At 29.6% G+C, this 17915-nt stretch carries 24 protein-coding genes; 23 read left to right on the top strand and 1 reads right to left on the bottom strand.

Annotation, left to right across the window (positions count from 1 at the left end; all coding sequences use genetic code 11):
• Positions 1-57 precede the first annotated feature (57 nt).
• From AB1282_RS20195 to AB1282_RS20095, 21 genes are all read left to right on the top strand, one after another.
• Positions 58-1734, top strand: coding sequence for a hypothetical protein (locus tag AB1282_RS20195; protein WP_429900159.1), 1677 nt, complete (start codon positions 58-60; stop codon positions 1732-1734).
• Between the two features lie 51 nt (positions 1735-1785).
• Positions 1786-2250 (top strand): hypothetical protein, encoded by a 465-nt coding sequence (locus AB1282_RS20190; RefSeq protein WP_429900157.1) that lies wholly within the window; start codon positions 1786-1788, stop codon positions 2248-2250.
• A 659-nt stretch (positions 2251-2909) separates the two neighbouring features.
• A complete protein-coding gene (locus AB1282_RS20185) occupies positions 2910-3557 on the top strand; it encodes a hypothetical protein (RefSeq protein ID WP_429900155.1) in 648 nt (215 codons plus the stop codon).
• A gap of 182 nt (positions 3558-3739) precedes the next feature.
• Positions 3740-4411 carry a hypothetical protein gene (locus AB1282_RS20180; protein ID WP_429900153.1) on the top strand — a complete coding sequence of 224 codons (672 nt, stop codon included), beginning with the start codon at positions 3740-3742 and terminating at the stop codon, positions 4409-4411.
• 97 nt (positions 4412-4508) lie between these two features.
• Positions 4509-4862, top strand: a complete 354-nt coding sequence (locus AB1282_RS20175; protein ID WP_429900151.1) for a HEAT repeat domain-containing protein — start codon at positions 4509-4511, stop codon at positions 4860-4862.
• A gap of 384 nt (positions 4863-5246) precedes the next feature.
• Positions 5247-5588: a PadR family transcriptional regulator gene (locus AB1282_RS20170; RefSeq protein WP_429900149.1), complete on the top strand. Its 342-nt coding sequence runs from the start codon at positions 5247-5249 to the stop codon at positions 5586-5588.
• A complete protein-coding gene (locus AB1282_RS20165; protein ID WP_429900148.1) occupies positions 5585-6418 on the top strand; it encodes a permease prefix domain 1-containing protein in 834 nt (277 codons plus the stop codon). The genes AB1282_RS20170 and AB1282_RS20165 overlap by 4 nt, the downstream gene beginning before the upstream one ends.
• Before the next feature lie 244 nt (positions 6419-6662).
• Positions 6663-7151 (top strand): RNA polymerase sigma factor, encoded by a 489-nt coding sequence (locus AB1282_RS20160; protein WP_429900146.1) that lies wholly within the window; start codon positions 6663-6665, stop codon positions 7149-7151.
• A complete protein-coding gene (locus tag AB1282_RS20155; RefSeq protein WP_429900144.1) occupies positions 7141-8019 on the top strand; it encodes a zf-HC2 domain-containing protein in 879 nt (292 codons plus the stop codon). The genes AB1282_RS20160 and AB1282_RS20155 overlap by 11 nt, the downstream gene beginning before the upstream one ends.
• A 188-nt stretch (positions 8020-8207) precedes the next feature.
• Entirely contained in the window at positions 8208-8594 is a 387-nt protein-coding gene (locus AB1282_RS20150) for a nucleoside 2-deoxyribosyltransferase (protein ID WP_429901193.1), read from the top strand.
• 159 nt (positions 8595-8753) lie between these two features.
• Positions 8754-9512, top strand: coding sequence for a DUF3888 domain-containing protein (locus tag AB1282_RS20145; protein WP_429900142.1), 759 nt, complete (start codon positions 8754-8756; stop codon positions 9510-9512).
• A 185-nt stretch (positions 9513-9697) separates the two neighbouring features.
• Positions 9698-10123, top strand: coding sequence for a hypothetical protein (locus tag AB1282_RS20140; protein WP_429900140.1), 426 nt, complete (start codon positions 9698-9700; stop codon positions 10121-10123).
• A 178-nt stretch (positions 10124-10301) separates the two neighbouring features.
• On the top strand, positions 10302-10832 hold the full coding sequence (locus AB1282_RS20135; protein ID WP_429900139.1) for a hypothetical protein: 531 nt from the start codon (positions 10302-10304) through the stop codon (positions 10830-10832).
• Positions 10833-11108: 276 nt separating this feature from the next.
• Positions 11109-11315: a hypothetical protein gene (locus tag AB1282_RS20130; protein ID WP_098809622.1), complete on the top strand. Its 207-nt coding sequence runs from the start codon at positions 11109-11111 to the stop codon at positions 11313-11315.
• A gap of 524 nt (positions 11316-11839) precedes the next feature.
• The gene (locus tag AB1282_RS20125) at positions 11840-12259 is read left to right on the top strand and encodes a hypothetical protein (RefSeq protein ID WP_429900137.1); all 420 of its coding nucleotides are present in this window, start codon (positions 11840-11842) and stop codon (positions 12257-12259) included.
• Positions 12260-12434: 175 nt separating this feature from the next.
• Positions 12435-12842 carry a hypothetical protein gene (locus AB1282_RS20120; RefSeq protein ID WP_429900135.1) on the top strand — a complete coding sequence of 136 codons (408 nt, stop codon included), beginning with the start codon at positions 12435-12437 and terminating at the stop codon, positions 12840-12842.
• Between the two features lie 219 nt (positions 12843-13061).
• On the top strand, positions 13062-13541 hold the full coding sequence (locus tag AB1282_RS20115) for a hypothetical protein (protein ID WP_429900134.1): 480 nt from the start codon (positions 13062-13064) through the stop codon (positions 13539-13541).
• A 223-nt stretch (positions 13542-13764) separates the two neighbouring features.
• Positions 13765-14022 carry a hypothetical protein gene (locus AB1282_RS20110; RefSeq protein WP_429900132.1) on the top strand — a complete coding sequence of 86 codons (258 nt, stop codon included), beginning with the start codon at positions 13765-13767 and terminating at the stop codon, positions 14020-14022.
• Positions 14023-14207: 185 nt separating this feature from the next.
• Positions 14208-14462 carry a hypothetical protein gene (locus AB1282_RS20105; protein WP_429900130.1) on the top strand — a complete coding sequence of 85 codons (255 nt, stop codon included), beginning with the start codon at positions 14208-14210 and terminating at the stop codon, positions 14460-14462.
• Between the two features lie 50 nt (positions 14463-14512).
• A complete protein-coding gene (locus tag AB1282_RS20100; protein ID WP_429900128.1) occupies positions 14513-14797 on the top strand; it encodes a hypothetical protein in 285 nt (94 codons plus the stop codon).
• Between the two features lie 163 nt (positions 14798-14960).
• Positions 14961-15512, top strand: a complete 552-nt coding sequence (locus tag AB1282_RS20095) for a hypothetical protein (protein ID WP_429900126.1) — start codon at positions 14961-14963, stop codon at positions 15510-15512.
• Between the two features lie 104 nt (positions 15513-15616).
• Here the strand turns inward: AB1282_RS20095 and AB1282_RS20090 are convergent.
• A protein-coding gene (locus AB1282_RS20090; protein ID WP_429898917.1) for an IS3 family transposase occupies positions 15617-16779 on the bottom strand; the annotation gives its coding sequence in 2 pieces (ribosomal slippage) (positions 15617-16521 and positions 16521-16779; 1164 coding nt in all).
• 209 nt (positions 16780-16988) lie between these two features.
• Here AB1282_RS20090 and AB1282_RS20085 point away from each other — a divergent pair.
• Both AB1282_RS20085 and AB1282_RS20080 read left to right on the top strand, forming a co-directional pair.
• Positions 16989-17291 (top strand): hypothetical protein, encoded by a 303-nt coding sequence (locus tag AB1282_RS20085; RefSeq protein ID WP_429900124.1) that lies wholly within the window; start codon positions 16989-16991, stop codon positions 17289-17291.
• A gap of 165 nt (positions 17292-17456) precedes the next feature.
• On the top strand, positions 17457-17720 hold the full coding sequence (locus AB1282_RS20080; protein WP_429900122.1) for a hypothetical protein: 264 nt from the start codon (positions 17457-17459) through the stop codon (positions 17718-17720).
• The last annotated feature ends 195 nt before the right edge of the window (positions 17721-17915 follow it).

Genomic DNA, 17915 nt, shown 5'->3' with positions numbered 1-17915 from the left:
ATAAAAAATTAATTTATAAATGTAAAATAAATAATAAAAGGTACAAATGGTGAAGATATGTTTTTTAAGGTTTTAAATGCATACAATATTTTGTCTTTTAATAAAGAACATTACGCAAAGTTTACAAATTTAATAAAGGACTCATACGGCTATACAACTTATAACGATCCCAATAAAACTAATGGGATCGTTAATCCTAGGTACGAAATGTATCTGAGATTAAAACAATCTGCCTATACCAGTAATATTTTGAGTGACCCACCCAAAGAGCCTTTAAATAGAAAGCTTTCTATGCTCCTGTCAAACAAAAATATTGATCAAGAAAAGATAAATAAATACTTAGAACAATATGGGATGCAGGATGATTATAAACATAATATCGAGATTAATAATGTTGATAACGGAACAATAATCACCCATTTTGTAGATTTGATTGAAGAACAAATTTTAGATAAAACTAAAATAATTGATAATTCAATTGAAGGGATTAACCGTCAATTCTTAAGTAAAAATTTTATTATGAAGAACCAAAAAAGGTTTACATTTTTACCCTTTTTAGCAAAAATTGAAGACGAGTATGTACAACCAATAATTATTGCAACATTTTATGATATCGGTATTGTTACTTTACAAATAAACATAGCCTATGAGACCAATAAAGTGGAAAATCCACCCAAAACTACACCTCAAAATGTTATTCTTTCAAACGTTCAATTCTATGAAAGTAAGAAGAAATATAAATCAAGTGATTACTATAATAAAACTACTGCAAAAACACTAAATCTTACTCAAATTTTTGAATATTATCAAAGTTACTTGAAGATGCTATGTGGGGATTATTTTAATGATGAAGAGTTTTATAATTATTCCTGGGTTTTTGGGGATTTTGCATCAAATAAAAACTCTGAACACCAGAAATTTATAGAACAAAACAAACATCTGTATTATAGCTACCTAAGAAACGCTAATTCTGAACTAACCTTTAGAATGGAGGAAGAAAAAATAACAAAAGAAATCGAGGGTGCTCAAGTTTTTAGGATGAAGGGTTTGCATTTTTATTGCACACCCTTTTCTTCAATATTAAGTATTGGATATACATTCTTTAAAGATGCTGTTGACGAATCAGTAAAACATATTGAAAAGGAACTTAAACAGGAAAATGAATATGACAAATATGTGAATGAATTATATAAAGCATATACATTAACACACATGTATCAGCATCTAAGATTTTATGAGCTTACTTTTATTAAAAGGTATTATACATCTAAATTATTGAATGATATTTTATCAGGAACAAAAAACTTAAAGAAATTCAATCAATTAAAAGAAGATTTTAATTTTGTTAAATTAAAATTCGATGAAGAATTAATCTTACAATCCGATGGGAGTCCAAAAGAATTATATAAGATTATATTAGAAAAAACTGGAGTAAATTCTCTTGTAACAAAGTGTGAAAAACTACTTAATGATATTAGAGAAAATATCAATACGAATAGAGAAACTGGAATCAAGAATACTGAGCTTTTTGTATTAATATTATCTACAATTTTAACTGTTACTCTAGGCTATACGGGTATAAAGCTAATTGTAAATGACGTATTGAGTAATCTCCCTGTTTTGGGTAAATATATCTCAATACATCCATTAAGATATACAGGATCTATATGGTTTACGTTAGTTTTATTAATAGTTATTTTGAATGTACTTCGCATAAATGCATATAAAAAATAAAAAAATCAAACAGAAATCGATACAACTATTTGGTATTGGGGAATCTTTTTTATGGAAAAACATATAACTAATGAAGTTTTGGATAATGTATTTTTCGGTGATGGAAGTTTAAGGGATATTTATATTTTAGATGCCAATATAAATGACTGGCAAAAATTAATAGACTGGTTATGTTTATCTGATTGGGGTATTGAGTTTTATATAGATGGACAAAAAAACACAAATAAAATAATAAATGTATCCAAAATATTTGAGGAAAAAAAGAATAAAAGTGTTTTAATGTCTATTGACATCAATAGTGTTTTGGTAAATTGCCATTTCTTTGTAGAAGATGAAATAGAATTTGATATAAATCCTAAAGAAATTATAGGGCTAAATGAAGCTAGTTACGTATTTGAATTTATGATTAAACTATCAAATATAATTGGTAAAGAAATCATTCTTACTGAAGAAAACTTACCTGAAAATCCTTTAGTTACAGTAAAAACTAATGGAACATTGTTTATTCATATTTAAGATAATTTGTTGTACAACTATGTATGTAATAGTTAAACAACAAAAAGAGGGTGATCTTAGGATCTTCCTCTTTTTATTGGAATTATTTTTGATGAAAAACAAATGTTTCTTTAAAATGTCTGATTTGATTTCCTTTTATTGTCTTTTCCCAAGTAATGTCCACTTTAAATACCTTAGCTTTTACCGATATAGGAAAGTTTGCATGATGATAAGAGCTACCATCTTTAATTAAAATATCCCCATCATGAGTAAATAACTCGTAATAAGTTTTTGAATGAGGCTCATTTCGATAAGCCTCAATTCTAACGTTATTTATGTTTCTATCACCAATATTGCTTATATCCAAACTATAAACATTAATAACACCCTTTTTTGCCTTTGTAAGTTTAGGCTCATTTACCTTAACTTGATCAGCTTGATCAATTTTAATGCTCCATTGATTAGATGACTTTGATATAGGTAAGCTATTAAAGGATTTTGCATACGTATTGGTATGATAGCTAAAACCTCTAATTCAAGTAAGTGACAGTATAGATTAAAAAGGATTCTTGGTAAGCCATGTGATACTGAAGCGAATCTTTGTTAAAATATTATTTCTTATATGAGGTTTTATATAGATTATATTTAAAGAAATAAACGAGATAAGGTGTGGATTAATTTTGAAAAAAGAACAAAAAGCTCTTTTTAAAGAAATTGAAAAAATTCAAGAAAAGTCTATGAGAGTGTTAGCTAAAGAATTTGGTTTAAAAAAGAGGTCGTACTGTATATTTAAAAAAGTAGGAGATTTTTTTGTAACGGGAGACTATAGAACAAATTTTACAGATGATAATGAAATTTCAATTAGTATGTATTGTAAAATAAAACCATTGATTTATGATGATTTATTTTGGGAAGTATTCGATATACAGGAAAATGCAGGAGAACCTATGAGCTTAAGAGCAATAGGAGCATTTGTAGCACCAACCTATCCTATCAAAGAGATTAAAATTGTTGAAAACAGTTTAGAGAATATAGAAGATGATATTCGTCAAACCGTAGTAGAATTTATTGATACCTACGAGACGTTTATAAATTCTATGGAAAAAAGTGTAGATAATTTCAATAAATTCGTTGTACAACAATCAGATTTTTACCATGTAGATTTGATGAAAATGTTAGCTTATATTCAAATTGGAAAATACAACAGTGCAATAAATAGTGCAAAAGAGCTAATAATTAAAGGTGATACAGGTCCCCTAGGAACTGAAAATAAAGGTATTTATGAATATATCGTAGAGTATTGCGAAGAAAAACGCAGCATTCATTAAAATTCTCTACAATCTTTTATTATGTTACTGACAAAATGTACGAAAAGCATTGAAAGAATGAATTGAATTAAATGTAATATCAAATATTACAGAAATTGGTCAGTCTTTTATTTAGTTAATAATGAAATAATATTGTTGAACTAATACAATACAATAGTTACTTAAAATTGGAGGCAAAACACATGCAGTGGTCTCAATGGTTACAAGGTGGTCCTTTCCTTGAGATTAGTTTTTTATTGGAACAAAAAAAAAATAAAAAAGAAACAATACAAGAAATTATATTAAATATATCAAAATTAAAAAATAGAATTGAAATCAATGACAAAAATGTTGATGAAATTATCGATTTCTTTGCTGAAGGCTATCCGTTTAACGAAGAAGATCCTAAATCAAATTACTTACATTCCCTACAACTCAGATTATATGTCTATTTATCTAGGAAGAGAAAAGCAACGTTACAAATTGAAATGGTCTCTTCTAATACTGCAATGGTTAATTTTTGGTTTTATGGTTCTCCAATTGATGCCATAGAGTGGGATCAGATTGGAATACAAAATGAAGAAATTACAGATTTTACAAATTTTCTTAAAGACTTGTATTCCATTTTTGAATTTAAAATAGGTGGAATGGCAATCGAAAAAGATGTAATTTCATTATTTGGTCTCGATGAAGTATATCCTAATGAATGTTATTGTTTAGTGAACGTCAAAGCTGATTGTATTCTTCAAGAATCAAACGGTTTCATAGATATAATTTGGAATGAAAAGTACAAAAAGTTACGTCAAATTCCATACAATCATCTCAGGCTCGATAAGGATGGGATCCTAATTAATATTGGTAGTTTTGTTGAGTGATTCAATTGAACGAACGAATTGCTTTAGTTGTAATAGAAACTAGACCATTTCGTTGAAATTTAGTAAAAAAGGATTGTGTTGAAGGGGATTTGAAGAGATGGTTTTAGATCACATAAGCAAAGTAATAAATAGTGAAAATGTAGAGGAAGCAGAAAAAATATTAGAAGAAATCGTGAAAAATAAACAAGAAAATTGTATTCACCTTCTCATTGATTGCTTAAAAGTCACTGGTAATCATAGGATAAGAAATGCAATTGCAATTGCTCTTAGTGATATTGGAAATGAAATAGCAATTGAACCACTTTTTGAAATGATAAATGACCCTAAAACATTAGGGTATCGAGGTACTTTGTTTTATGCACTGAAACCATTTGATTGTACTGCACACTTAAAAACTTTAGTTCAGCATTTGCTGACTGGAAATTTCGAAGTCCAAGCAAACTCGTTTTAATTAATCGAAGAAAATATTAATTCAGTTGTAAACGATGAAATATTATTAGAATGTATTTTAAACGTAAAGGTAGCACTGAAAGGACATAAGCGAGAGCAGAATATACTTTCAAATGCTTTAGAAATATTGACTTCATTAAAAAATAAATGAAAATTAGAAATTTACTTAACTAGCACATACTATATTTGAAGATAACGAGTTGCTTGCAACTCGTTTTTTTGTTGTAAATGCAGTTTAGTTTTTTAATATATTTTAAAAGAACGATTAATTAGTAGAAGATCGTTCTTTTTATTTGTCGATTTTTTTTAAAAGGATATTATTTAATATTATTGAATACCTTGTATAACAAAGTAATAAAAATATTAAGGGAATGGGGTGAGGGAATTGAATATTAACAAAGAGGTATTAAAAGGTCACATTGATACAATCATACTTTCTCTTTTACACACGAAGGAAATGTATGGGTATGAATTGGCGAAGTATGTTCGTGAAAAAAGTGATGAACAATTTGAATTGAAGGAAGGTACTCTTTATCTTTCATTAAAGCGATTAGAAAAAATTGATTGGATTTCTTCTTATTGGGCAGATGAGCAAGGTCCTGGTGGGAGACGAAAGTATTATAGCCTTACAACTTTAGGAAAAGAAAATTTTGAATTAAAGCGTAAGGAATGGATTTTTGTTAAGCGTATTATTGATTCATTTGTAGAAGGGAGCGATTCAGTATGAAACAAATTGAAGCATTTGTCGATTCGATTTATCTAAATGTTGGCGGAAACCTGAAGGAAGTCCAAGAGTTAAAAGCAGAGATGAAAGGTCATTTGTTAGAAGCTGTTCACGAATTGAAATCAGAAGGAAAATCCGAACAAGAAGCCATTGAACTTGCTATTGAGCGTTTTGGTGGAGAAAAAGAAATACGTTCAATAGTGGCTCAATTGTTTAAAGCACAAAAAACTTTTGCCAAGTGGGTTCTTTTCTGTTCCGTAGCGTTTCTTTTAATATTTTTATCAATCTTTGGGTTCGTTTGGCAATATGAAGAACAACACTCACACGAATTGTCTGTAATCGCTACACAAATAGCAGACGAATTAAAAGGTGAGAAATTAGTTTCTTTAGAAATGAAAAAAGAAATAGCAAGGTTAGTAGAAAGTACGGATTTTATTTCTGATGTTAGCATTTATAGTTCAAAGAAGATTAGAACGGAAGACGATGGCACGATTTTTTATAATACGGAAATAGAAAAGCCAGATTATCAATACAAAAAAATCGTTTGGTCTCCAGAATGGTTAGCTCATGACTTTTTCCCTTATGGAAACGGAGATAAAGAGTGGTATGTCGAAATGAAGTATAGAAGTTTTGATACTTTTGCAGGTTATGTTTTAATAGCAGGATTAGCAATTAATTGGACTTTATTTACAATTTGGGCAACGATCAATGCGTATCATCATAAACGATTAAACACAGGCTGGATAATTATTTTTGCTTTATTTAATCTATTAGGATATGTAGCTTATCTATTAATTCCGAAGTGGTATCGACCAAAACAGGAACTTATCTGAAGAGTATTATTTATTACCTCATCATCAACTAAAGCATATGGTAGTTGCATGAAGTGGAGTGCAGCAGTCTAATTTATGATAGCAGACTAGTAAAATACATAAGTAAATATGTTAAAATTAACCATTATTACCGCCAATAGATGGCGGTTTTTTATTGCTGTTAAAAAAATTCATAAAAAAATATCATATTTTTTGTAACAAAAACGACTTTAATCGGATATATAGTGCGAAAGGAGGAAAAGCCTTGGGAGATCTTAATGAAATTTACAATAATTATGCTGAAGTCGTTTTTAAGTATTTGATGTGTCTTTGCCATGATGCAGATTTATCAGAAGAATTAACACAAGAAACTTTCTATCAAGCTGTGAGATCGATTGATAGTTATAATGGTGGATGTAAGATGTCAGTTTGGTTATGTCAAATAGCGAAGCACTCTTACTATAAGTACCTAGAAAAAAATAAGAAGCAACGAAAAGAGATTTACCAAGAGAATTCCATACATACTTCACCTGAAACTGAATTGATAAATTCGGAGGATAAAGTTGCTCTATACCGAATAATCCACCTACTAGAAGAACCATATAAAGAAGTTTTACTTCTTAGAATTTTAGGAGGACTTAGTTATAAAGAAATTGGTGAAATTCAAATGAAGAATGAAAACTGGGCAAGGGTTACTTTTTATAGGGCTAAAATTAAATTAAGGGAAAGGGGTAAGATGGAGAATGAACAATAAGTGTGATATTGTGAGGGACCTACTACCATCTTATATAGACAATATATGTAGCAAAGAGAGCAATCAGTTTATTAAAGAACATTTAACTAGATGTGTAAACTGCGGAAAAATATTAGATACTATGAAATCCGATATCAATATATCCGATGAGATTTATAAAATTGAAAGGTTGGAGACGACGAAAAAACCGTTTACAAAAGTATCTGGATTTTTAAACTTCCAGAAGAAATTTACAAATTATATACTTATATTTGCACTCATCTCATTGTTGTTTGGGATATACTTTCTAGCTAATTCGAATAATGAAATGAAAAAATATAAAGAAGAAGTAAACAGGCTTGGTGTAGTAGAGCAAGAAAAAAAAGCCATTATGAATGATGCAATCAACGTACTTGGAGACTCAACTGTTCTTACAAATCAAAAAGAAGAACAACTTCTTAAAGTATTTGAAAAGTATAATGGCAAACTTAATTTGTTGGCTATATTTCCTAAAACCAATGTAGAAGATTGGATTAAGGAAAACGCTCTTGTAAGAAATGAACCCACAACAATTTACCCAATTAATTATCAAAAAGCAGCAATTGTTATTGGAAATGAAGGTATTATTGGAAGCAAAGAAAAAATAATTCCAAGTGATTATGATTTAGGAAATGTAGTAATGGAGAACGGAAATTGGGTAGTTCAATATGAATACAAAACTTCATACGAAAATATCATAGAGAAGTATCATCAATTAAAATATTATGGACCTAATATTTTGAGTTTCTATCAGTTACCCATCTTATTCGTCTCTATTTTTACTGTTCTATGTATTATTTGGCTATTCTTGAAGAAAAACAATAGTCAACTTAAAGGTTTAATAGACTAACCCTTAAATCAAATTAACTTATTAAACTATACGTACCTTATACAATTTCTTAATCAACTAACGCATACATTAGTTGAACAACATTTAAATTGCTACGGTAGCTTTTATCTTATTCAAGTAAATGGCAGAATAGTTGTATAAGAGTTATTCGAATTTATGATAAAATTTAGAATAAAAAGGAGGGGGAAATAATAAAGTTTTATCTTGCATCAAGTCTTAAAAATATTGAAATGGTTAGGTATGTTAGTAAAATTTTAATAGAAAAAGGATTCATTAATACATATGATTGGACAACAAATGAAAACGTTACAACACTTGAAGAACTAAAAGTAATAGGTCAAAAAGAGAAGGAAGCTGTAATTAAAGCTGATTTTGTTGTTGTTTTGTTTCCAGCAGGAAAAGGAAGTCATATTGAATTAGGTATCGCTCTTGGAAGTGGCAAAAAAGTCTATTTATATTCACCAAACAAAGAAGTAGATAATTTTGAAACTACGAGTACATTTTACCATTTACCTGAAATCGAAAAATGCTTTGGTACAATAGAGGATTTAGTAGCAAGTATAGAGTCTAAATGAAAAAAAGTTTTCAACTAACGCATGCTTTATTTGTACATCAAAATCGACTATTTAGTCGATTTTTTTATTTTGGTAACTGGGAGAATAAATTGTCAGGATCTAAGTATCGTTTTTTTTGCATGGGTTAATATAATCCTAAAATACAATAGGCAGGTTTATATGAAGACAAAATTTTTTATATTAATCTCAATTAGCACGTTCATTTTTCTTATTCAACCTTATGTAATTAAAGCAAATCAAAATGAAAATGAAATAAATAATAAATTACTTCATGATACATTACTGACTACACTCGATCCTTATATTTCAAAAGGTGTAGAAGATTATTATGGATATCACAAAGCGTATGGTTTGTATGATGCGAAAATATTAAATATTAATAGGGATAGAGAAGGAAGCTTTAGCTTTACAACAAAAGTCCAAGTGAATACTTTTGAACATGCACACAATCCTCCGCATGGAAAGGAGACAATGATCTTTGATATAAGCCCAATGGGAATTAAAAAGATTAGTTATGTTCATGAAGGCGATCAAGAGGAAAGGAAATTTAAACAGTTTTATAGTGAGACTATTTCAGATATAAAGCAATCGTTTAATTTAAATTTAGAGCTATATTCAGAATTTAAGTATTCGCAACTCCAATATAAAGCAGAAAAAGAAAAGGAATACAAATCCCTTGCCAATATTACTGAGGAAATTGTTAATAACATTTTGAATCCAGAGATCCATCCACCTTATAAAAATGTAATTTCTCCTGTTACTTTTATAAATAAGAATAAAGCATATATCCTTTTTAAGAAATTAGATGGAACAAATACACTTTATGAAGTGATTAAGCAAAATAAGGAATGGGAAGTTGTAAAAAAGATGAATAAGAATGGTAAGAAAATGAAAAATGAATTGCTTTGGTATTTGTAAAATCATGTGTTGCTTATGCAACTAACGCATGCAATAGTTAACTCTTTTAGGAGCTGATTGGACAATCAGCTCCTTTCTACTTATCTGACAGTATAGCTTAATAAGGAAATGGACTTTCTAAGGAAAAACAGAAAAATTTTATAGAATTATTATTCATATAGTGAGACTGAGGGGAGGTCATGTATTTGAATAAATTTATAAAAATTGTTGTTTTTATTCTTCTAATCACAATTGTTTTTAGTGGAGGTTTTTTTAGCGGAAAATTACTATATAACAAACCAACAAGAGAGATTCAAGTGGGATATGAAATATCAGGTCAACAAGGGGTAATCGAAATACGTAAAGTCATAACTGATGTAAAGAATCAAGAAAAGATTGATTATATCCAACAAGTTCTAACCTTTGCAAAGCAAATTGACAATAAAAATTTAGACTTAGGTAAATCAGATTTACACTTATTTATCAACAATCCTAAAGAAGGTATACGTTTGACAGAAACACAAATATGGTTTACTAATGATGGTGCAATTATTGATATGGGAGATTATAGAAAAATTAGTCAAACGGATGCAAAAATGTTAAAGAAAATAGTTGGATACAAGGAACTATAAAAATCTCTTTATGTAACAAACGCATTGCATGAGTTGAATAGAAGCTGCCAATCCAGGTGGCTTTTTTCTTATACAAGTAAATGGCAGAATAGTGGAATAAGAAAGGCTGAGCTTCATTGAATAGAGAGGTTTTCAAAGGATGAAACTATCATAGATAAAATATGGGAGGTATTGTCATTTGAATATTAGAGCTTTTTCAACAATACTTGTGATAATGGTTTTGGTTAGTACGAATTTAAATAATAAAGTTGGGGCTGAAGCTAATCTATTCAGCAAGTGGAGATTTAAAAAAGAAATTGAAAACTTTGGAGAAAAACAAACGAACAAGGTTCCTTTAATTTACAGTAAGAAAGAAGCATTAAAAAACGGTGACATAACATTTTTTAAAGAAAGAACTTCTGAACAAAAGAAGAAAATAACTGAGTTTAAAAATAATGTTAAAAATAAAAAACCTGATTTTATTCGTTTTACTCAATTCACATCCAATGGTGATGCAGTAATAACAGAGTATCAATTTAATGGGAAAATAATTTATTATCGTTATGACAGTTCCAGAGACCGAACAGATCAACATAGAAAGGGAACATTTGTTAAAGGGAAGTTTGTTAAAGGTTCGCACATAGTAGAAGACTACTGTAAAAAACTTGTTCCAAATTCAAAAATGTCATACATAACAAATTGTTATAAGTACGATAAAATTGAGTTTTAACATAAATGAAATGTAACAATTTTTAATTCTGCTTATTGAATTATGGCAAGTGATAGTTCAACAAGGATGGGCTACTACGGTAGTCCATTTTTTATTGTGCTAAATGGCAGGTTTTTTGCAAAAGAATTATCTGAAAGTCTATTTAAAAAAGGCAAAAATCCCCCAAATTAAAAAACATTAAATTCACATGGTTTGCAATAATTGAAGGAATTTGTCTAGAGGAAACTACCAAATTAAATAGAATTTATTTAAAAAAGACTGAAAGGTGGTAGTAAAATGACTTTACTGAAAGCAAAAAAAAACGAAACCTTAATGGATCTTTTAGTAGTTAATGGTCTAATGCGTGACCAAATAAAAAAATTAACTGAACATGACTCTGCGCTGATGGATAAAGAACTTTTATTAATCGTACAAAAGCTGGTTTATTTGGATAGCAAAATGGCAGATATGTTAAGCACTTTGTCAAAAGAAAAAACAGAATGACTACAATTATTGTAGTCTTTTATTGTGCTTGAAATTCCATAAACTGTCTGCCGAAATGTTCCCCTGTTACTTTTATAAATGGAAATAAAGCATATTTCCTTTTTAAGAAATCAGATGGAACAAATACAATTTAGAAGTGCTTAAGCAAAATAAGGAATGGGAAGTTATAAAAATGGTAAGAAAATGAATTGCAATGGTATATGTAAAAAAGCATTTCATATTCAACTACCATGGGAGAGCCATATAATCTTCCATTCACTGTTGTGAATCACTGATTCATGGATGGCTAACGCATGCGTTAGTTCAACAAAAAGAGTTGCTTTGGCAACTCTTTTTTTGTTTAACTTTAAAGCAGATTAGTGGAAGAAGGAAATGGGATTGTTGAGTTAATTTATACTGATTAAAGTCGTATTTTACTTTAATGTACAAATAGAAGTTATTAAATCAATGCAAAAATAACCCGACTTTAAATTACAGGTATGAACATATTTATTGTAGAACCTATCTATTTAAGGAGGTGTATTATGAAAAAATTAAAGAAGTATTTTGTTCTTATTGCTGTTCTTACTTTTTTATTAGTGGGTTGTACATCGGAAGGTAAGGGCGAGTTAACAAGAATTGACATTGATACATTTGTAAAAAATCAAGAACCCACTCATATTCAAGATAAAGATACTTTGGTTTTAATAGAAAACTTATTTAAAAAAATCAAATGGCAATCGAATCAGATTCTGAGTATGGCAAAGAAGCCAGATTTACTTGCTGTTTTCTTCTATGAAGAAGAGAAAAATATGCCTAATAGATTATATGAATATGAAATTTGGTTTAACGCGACTGGTACTGCAACTATTATTATTAATGATGAAAAAGAAGGATACAGTTACGGTGAGCTAGATAAAAATAACGCAAAAACATTAAAAAATCATTTCTCCAAAGGGGTTTAAAATGAGTATTAGTTTATGGGTTTTTATTGAGCTAAATGGCAGTTTAGGTCAATAAGAATTCACAGAAAAATCTAGCGTAAAAGAGTAAATATGTTAAAACTAAGAAAATTGGTTTGTATGAATTGTAGAGAGTGTGTATGCAGTTTTATGGAAATTAAGAAAAAGGGGATTTGAATTGAAGAAAGTTATAATTGTCATTTTTTCTTTATATTTGTTAGTAGGCTGTAGTGTAAGTAATGTAAAACAGAATAAAAAATTAGAAGAGTCTATTCATTCAGTGGTGGAAAATAAAAGTAAAAGTGAAATAGATATATCGTCTTTGGCTAAATTCACTTGGGAAAAAGCCTTTATCTTTCTACCTTATACAACTCAAGAAAGTATTGATAAACAATTAGAAGTGCATTTTAAAGACCTAAGTAACATTGATATGAGGGACGATATATACCTATTGGTTTTTCTTAATGAGGGCAAGGTAATTCAATATGCAGAAATAAATCGTCAACAATCTGATTTTTCCATTGGGGAAAAGAAATACCTTACACCGTCTAGTGCTTCGATTAATATTATAAGGAATAAAAAATAACAAAAGTTGGAACGACTATTACCGATGTAATGAAGGTAAGATTGTGAGAAAATGTAAATCAACTAACGCATGCAATAGTTGAAGATCAAGAGCTGCTATTATGCGGTTTTTTTTATTAAAGCAAATGGCAGTTTAGTTATATAAGGTACATAAAGGAAAAAGTAAGCTTTTTGCCGAATAAACTGAATTAGTAAACCATAGAGAGAAAGGAATGAATTTATGAAAAGTGATGAAGAACTTCAAGGCATGCTTAAACGAAAATTTGTTACTGCTATCTATGCAAGCACGCTATTTAGCATCATGTTTGCTTTAATTGATCCAGAACCTTTCGATGAACCAATCACTTCTATTCAGCACTATTTTTCAGATGTTATCGGAATTATCCCTATTTACTTAATGTATAGTCTACCGTTTTATCTTATCTATGGGGTAATTACATCGTTTTTGAGTGAGACAATTGCAAATCGGTTTGCAAGTCGAAAAAAAAGCTTATGGCTAACCATCTGTGGAATTTTTCATTTACTATTCGGTCTAATTCTCTTATTACCTGGATTACTTGCTTCTTCAATTTATTTTCTCGTTGATCAATGGTTGAAAAAAAGAAATAGTCCGTTTACGACAATCCAACGAATCAAATTGTTTGCCACACCTATCGTTGTTTGGTTACTCACGATGAGTTTCGTCTGGTTGAAAGGGTAACAGAGATGATTAATCTAATCGATTCCTTATGCAACTAACGCAGTGCATTAGTTAAGCAACCTGATCTGCTATTTAGTCATTTTTTTAAATATAAATTGCATTTTTGTGCCAATAATACAAGATTTAGAGAAAACAATAAATATAATGATTTTTTTAAAATAAATGGAAGGATAGTTTAAAGTGAAAATATAATATTTATATAAATACAAAAGGTGGTGTTCAAATGGAAACGGTGGGTTTTTACTGGATAGGTTTGATTTTTTGGTTATTAATTGGTTCAGGTTTAGTTCTATTAATTTGGGGTCTATGGAAAAAATCTTGGCATTCTTTATTGATCAGTGGAATTCTTTTAATCCTTCCAACATTATACTTTGCTGGTGGAGAAAGTTGGGTTGGCAAAGTTATTGCTTTATTCCCTCTAATCCCTTTTACACTTGCTTATTATATAAAAAAAAGAAAAATTAATATTTCTAATGCATAAATAAAAAAGGAATCTTCTATGGTGATTCTTTTTTTTGTGTCTAAAAATCCCAATGCATTTGTTGAACAACATGATCGGTTGTTAAGTCGATTTTTTTAATAAATGGCAGTATAGTTAGAACAAGGAATTTGTATACAGAATTCGAATATCTTAGATTAACGGGTAAAACTAAAGGAGTGAAGACATTGTCACTATATGATTTTTTCTTTAACAAAGTATTAGTTTATACAGCGTTAAAAGATGATGACTATTTTAAGGTTTCTCAAGCATTTAAAAGTGAAGACTTGCAGTACAAGGTTAAAAATCATACACGAAATAGTTCTACGCCTGGATTGCAGATGAATGTATCTGACTATAGAAGACCTGTCCTATATGAATTCTATGTGAAAAAAGAAGACGAATATAAAGCACAACAGATTTTATCAAATTTAAAAAGATAAACATATCCAATCATAAACATAAATTAAACATTTTGAAGGCGAGTAATTATATGAAGAATATAATATGGATTAACGGTAGCTACAAAGAAGATAATTATATTTTCGAAACGCATCTGCAAGCAGAAATGTGGGCGGATGCATTATATCCAGATTTCGGTCAATATTTATGTTCTAATACAAACGTAGGATACGCTACACCTGACGAAAAGGTAATAAAATGTTTATCAGAACTTTTACCAGAATGGATAAATTACAATAAAACGAATGGTAGTATTTGTTTAGGTGAAGAAAAAATAAATGGAAGAATTATATTTAAAATATGGATAAAAAAATAGAGGTGCTTCAACTAACCCACGTATTAGTAAAAGATCATTAGGGCTGTTTCCGCAATCTTTTTTTTAAGCAATAACTGGCAATTTAGAGTAAGACAATATGTAAGAATGAATATGACCGACCTAGTGGGAAATAATACTCTAAAAAATAATCGGAGGAAATTCCTTGCAGAGAAGTAAATTTAGCGTATTACTTTTTTCATTATGCCTGGTTGTAGGGTTCAATGGATTTGTTCATGCAGAACAAAAGGTCCAACCAAGTCAAATAGTAAAAGAATACTTTCAAGCGATTGATGAACGGAACTGGTATCTGATTCCTAAGTTATGGGTGAAAGATGCGGATATGCTTGGTTTTATTCAACAAAAGCAAAATCAACAAGAGAAAAATGGATTTTTTGGGATCAAGAAAGCTAAAGTGAAATATCTGAAAGAGGTACCGTATTCGTATGCTTCACAATATTTACCGACGAGGTACATAGAAAATTTTAAAAGTCCGAGAGTATATTATGTCGGAGTGGATTTGAAAGTATACAAAGAGGATCAGTACGCACTAAATGGTGTAAATTACTACTTTGTTACGACTGTGTTAGAAGATAAAAAAAGGAAAATTATTATGCAATCGATTCCGCCAATAAGTTCACTTATTGAAGATGGTTATGGATTTGGAACCGATGATGAAAAAACATATGATAAAAGGCGCATGAAATACCTTAATTAAAAGTACAAAAGAATAATATCGAAATTTCTACTGCGTTAGTTGAACAAAAAGAGTTGCTTCTGTGCACATAACCCTGTCAAGTAGACAATGAAAAAAAGAGTATATTAAGCTGCGACCTTTTCACGATATTCTATCGGGGAAAGGTCGTTTAATTTTTCTTGGAATCGATCATTGTTGTAAAAATAAATATATTCGTGAATTGCCTTTGCTGCTTCTGGCTTGCTTTTCGGGTTCACTAAATACAACTTTTCCGTTTTTAAATGAGAAAAGAAGCTTTCGATACAGGCATTATCGTAACAGTTACCTTTCCTAGAATGACTTCCTTGAATCTTTATTTTCTCTGTAACTTGCTTCTTATAAGCTGGTGATGTGTACTGAAAACCTTGATCTGAATGGATTAATGCATCTTTTGTGAAGGGCTTGTTTTCCAATTGATCGAGAGTGTTCAACACTAATTCTAGGTCATTTCTTTCTGAAAGTTTCCAGGCTACAATTTCATTATTATAAAGGTCTAAAACTGTTGATAAATAGACAAATGTATCCCCAGTTCGCACATAAGTAATATCTGTTACTAGCTTTTGGTATGGCTTTTCTGCAGAAAATTTGCGGTTAAGGATATTTGGAAAAACGACCGAACCACGTTTACCATAGAAAGGACGCTTTTTTCGAATAACTGAACGAATTCCTAAATTTCTCATCATGCGTCGTACTCGTTTATGATTGACTAGAATGCCTTCTCGTTTTAAGGCTTTTGTCATTCGTTTATACCCAAAATAAGGGTGTATTTTATAAATAGCTAAGATATGCTCTTTTAATAATAATTCTTCATCCACTTTAACCGAGCGTTTAGAAAGACTTTTTCGCCACTTATAGAAGCCAGCTTTTGATACTTCACCTATTTTTAGTAACCACTTTAAAGGATGAAAATTTCGAAGTTGATTAATTATCTCAAAACGTGCCGCCTTTAAGACCATTCCTTTCCGTGAAGATTTGGATTGCGCTTTTTTAAGTATTCTACCTGCGCTTTCAGGTAATTAACTTCTTCTTCAATACTAGTAAAGTTTTTTTTACTCCATATTCCACGCTGATCATCAAAGGTTTCCCCATTTTTAACCTTACGTACCCACTGAGCTATTTGGGAATCACTTTTAATTCCAAACTTTTCACGAAGCATACGATATGACCATCCTTCATCCACTTTCAAACGAACGACTTCTCGCTTTACTTCTTCAGAATAAGTTGAAAATGTTTGTCCTTTTTTAGCCATAAAAAAATCCCCTCTCAGTTAAACAGTTAAGAACATCATATCATGTTCTCTTTTTTTACTGTCTACCTGAAGGGGATAATATCACTGCAACTCTTTTTTTGTTCAATTATATGCCTTTGATAATATTTTGAAAAATAGGAAAATTTACATTAGGAAATTATAGAGGATAATTGTTAAAATTTAATTAAAAAATGTAAGGGGTAATTTGATTGAAAGAAAAGAAAAAATATAAAATCGTATGGGGTACAATAGTTTATTTATGTTCCTTTTTGGTTATTTTTCCTTTGAGTACTCCATTTTTGTTTGTATTAGGTGAACTGATTAATGCCACAGATGTTTCGTCATCGACAAGGGAAATTATATTTTATGGTAGTTTAATATTTATTAGTATTTTAGGTTCTACAATTTTAAATATTATGTTTAGAGCATTAATTCTTAATAAGAACAATAAAATAACATGGTCAATATTTGCAGCACACTTATTTTTAATACCATTGAGTTCGACCTTTTAATTCGTAGTTATTCAATTAGGACGAGATATAATAAATTAACTTTTTATGTAACTATCGTAGTCCGATAGTTACATAAGACTTGTGGGTTACGATCATCAGACATAATTTGCTATTTGGTAGCGTAGTAAGGAATAGTAGTTCTAATTTATATCAGGAGGAATTGAAATGATGGAAGATCAAATTAAAGTAGAAATTCAAATAAGTGCTGCTGGTGAAGTGAAAATAGATGGTTATGATGATGCATATAAAAACTATGAAATAGGAAGAACAAAAACTCTTACAAAATCAGTTACGTTGGGAAATCTTGAAGAGATGATTAATGAACTTTTTGAAGAAGTTCAGTTAACGTATGACAACCCAGAGCATTTAACAGCAAAAATAGTTATTAGAGCGAAAAAAGATCAAAATAAAATTAGGTATCTTGGATAATAAAGTGAAATACGTTATTCAACGAATGCTTTAGTTGAAGATCACGAGTTGTTTGCAGCCCGTTTTTTTTTTGTTAATTTTAGTTGTATAACTAGGATTATTACATCAGTGGGCAAGAAAGTACGATTAATTCAAGGTTAAAATAACCTGATATTGAATTGATATTTAGAATAGTCCTCTTTAATACTAAATAAT

Source organism: Gottfriedia sp. S16(2024) (assembly GCF_050473765.1).
In the GTDB taxonomy this organism is placed as follows: Bacteria; Bacillota; Bacilli; order Bacillales; family Bacillaceae_G; genus Gottfriedia.
This window is presented reverse-complemented; position numbering and strand designations above follow the sequence as displayed.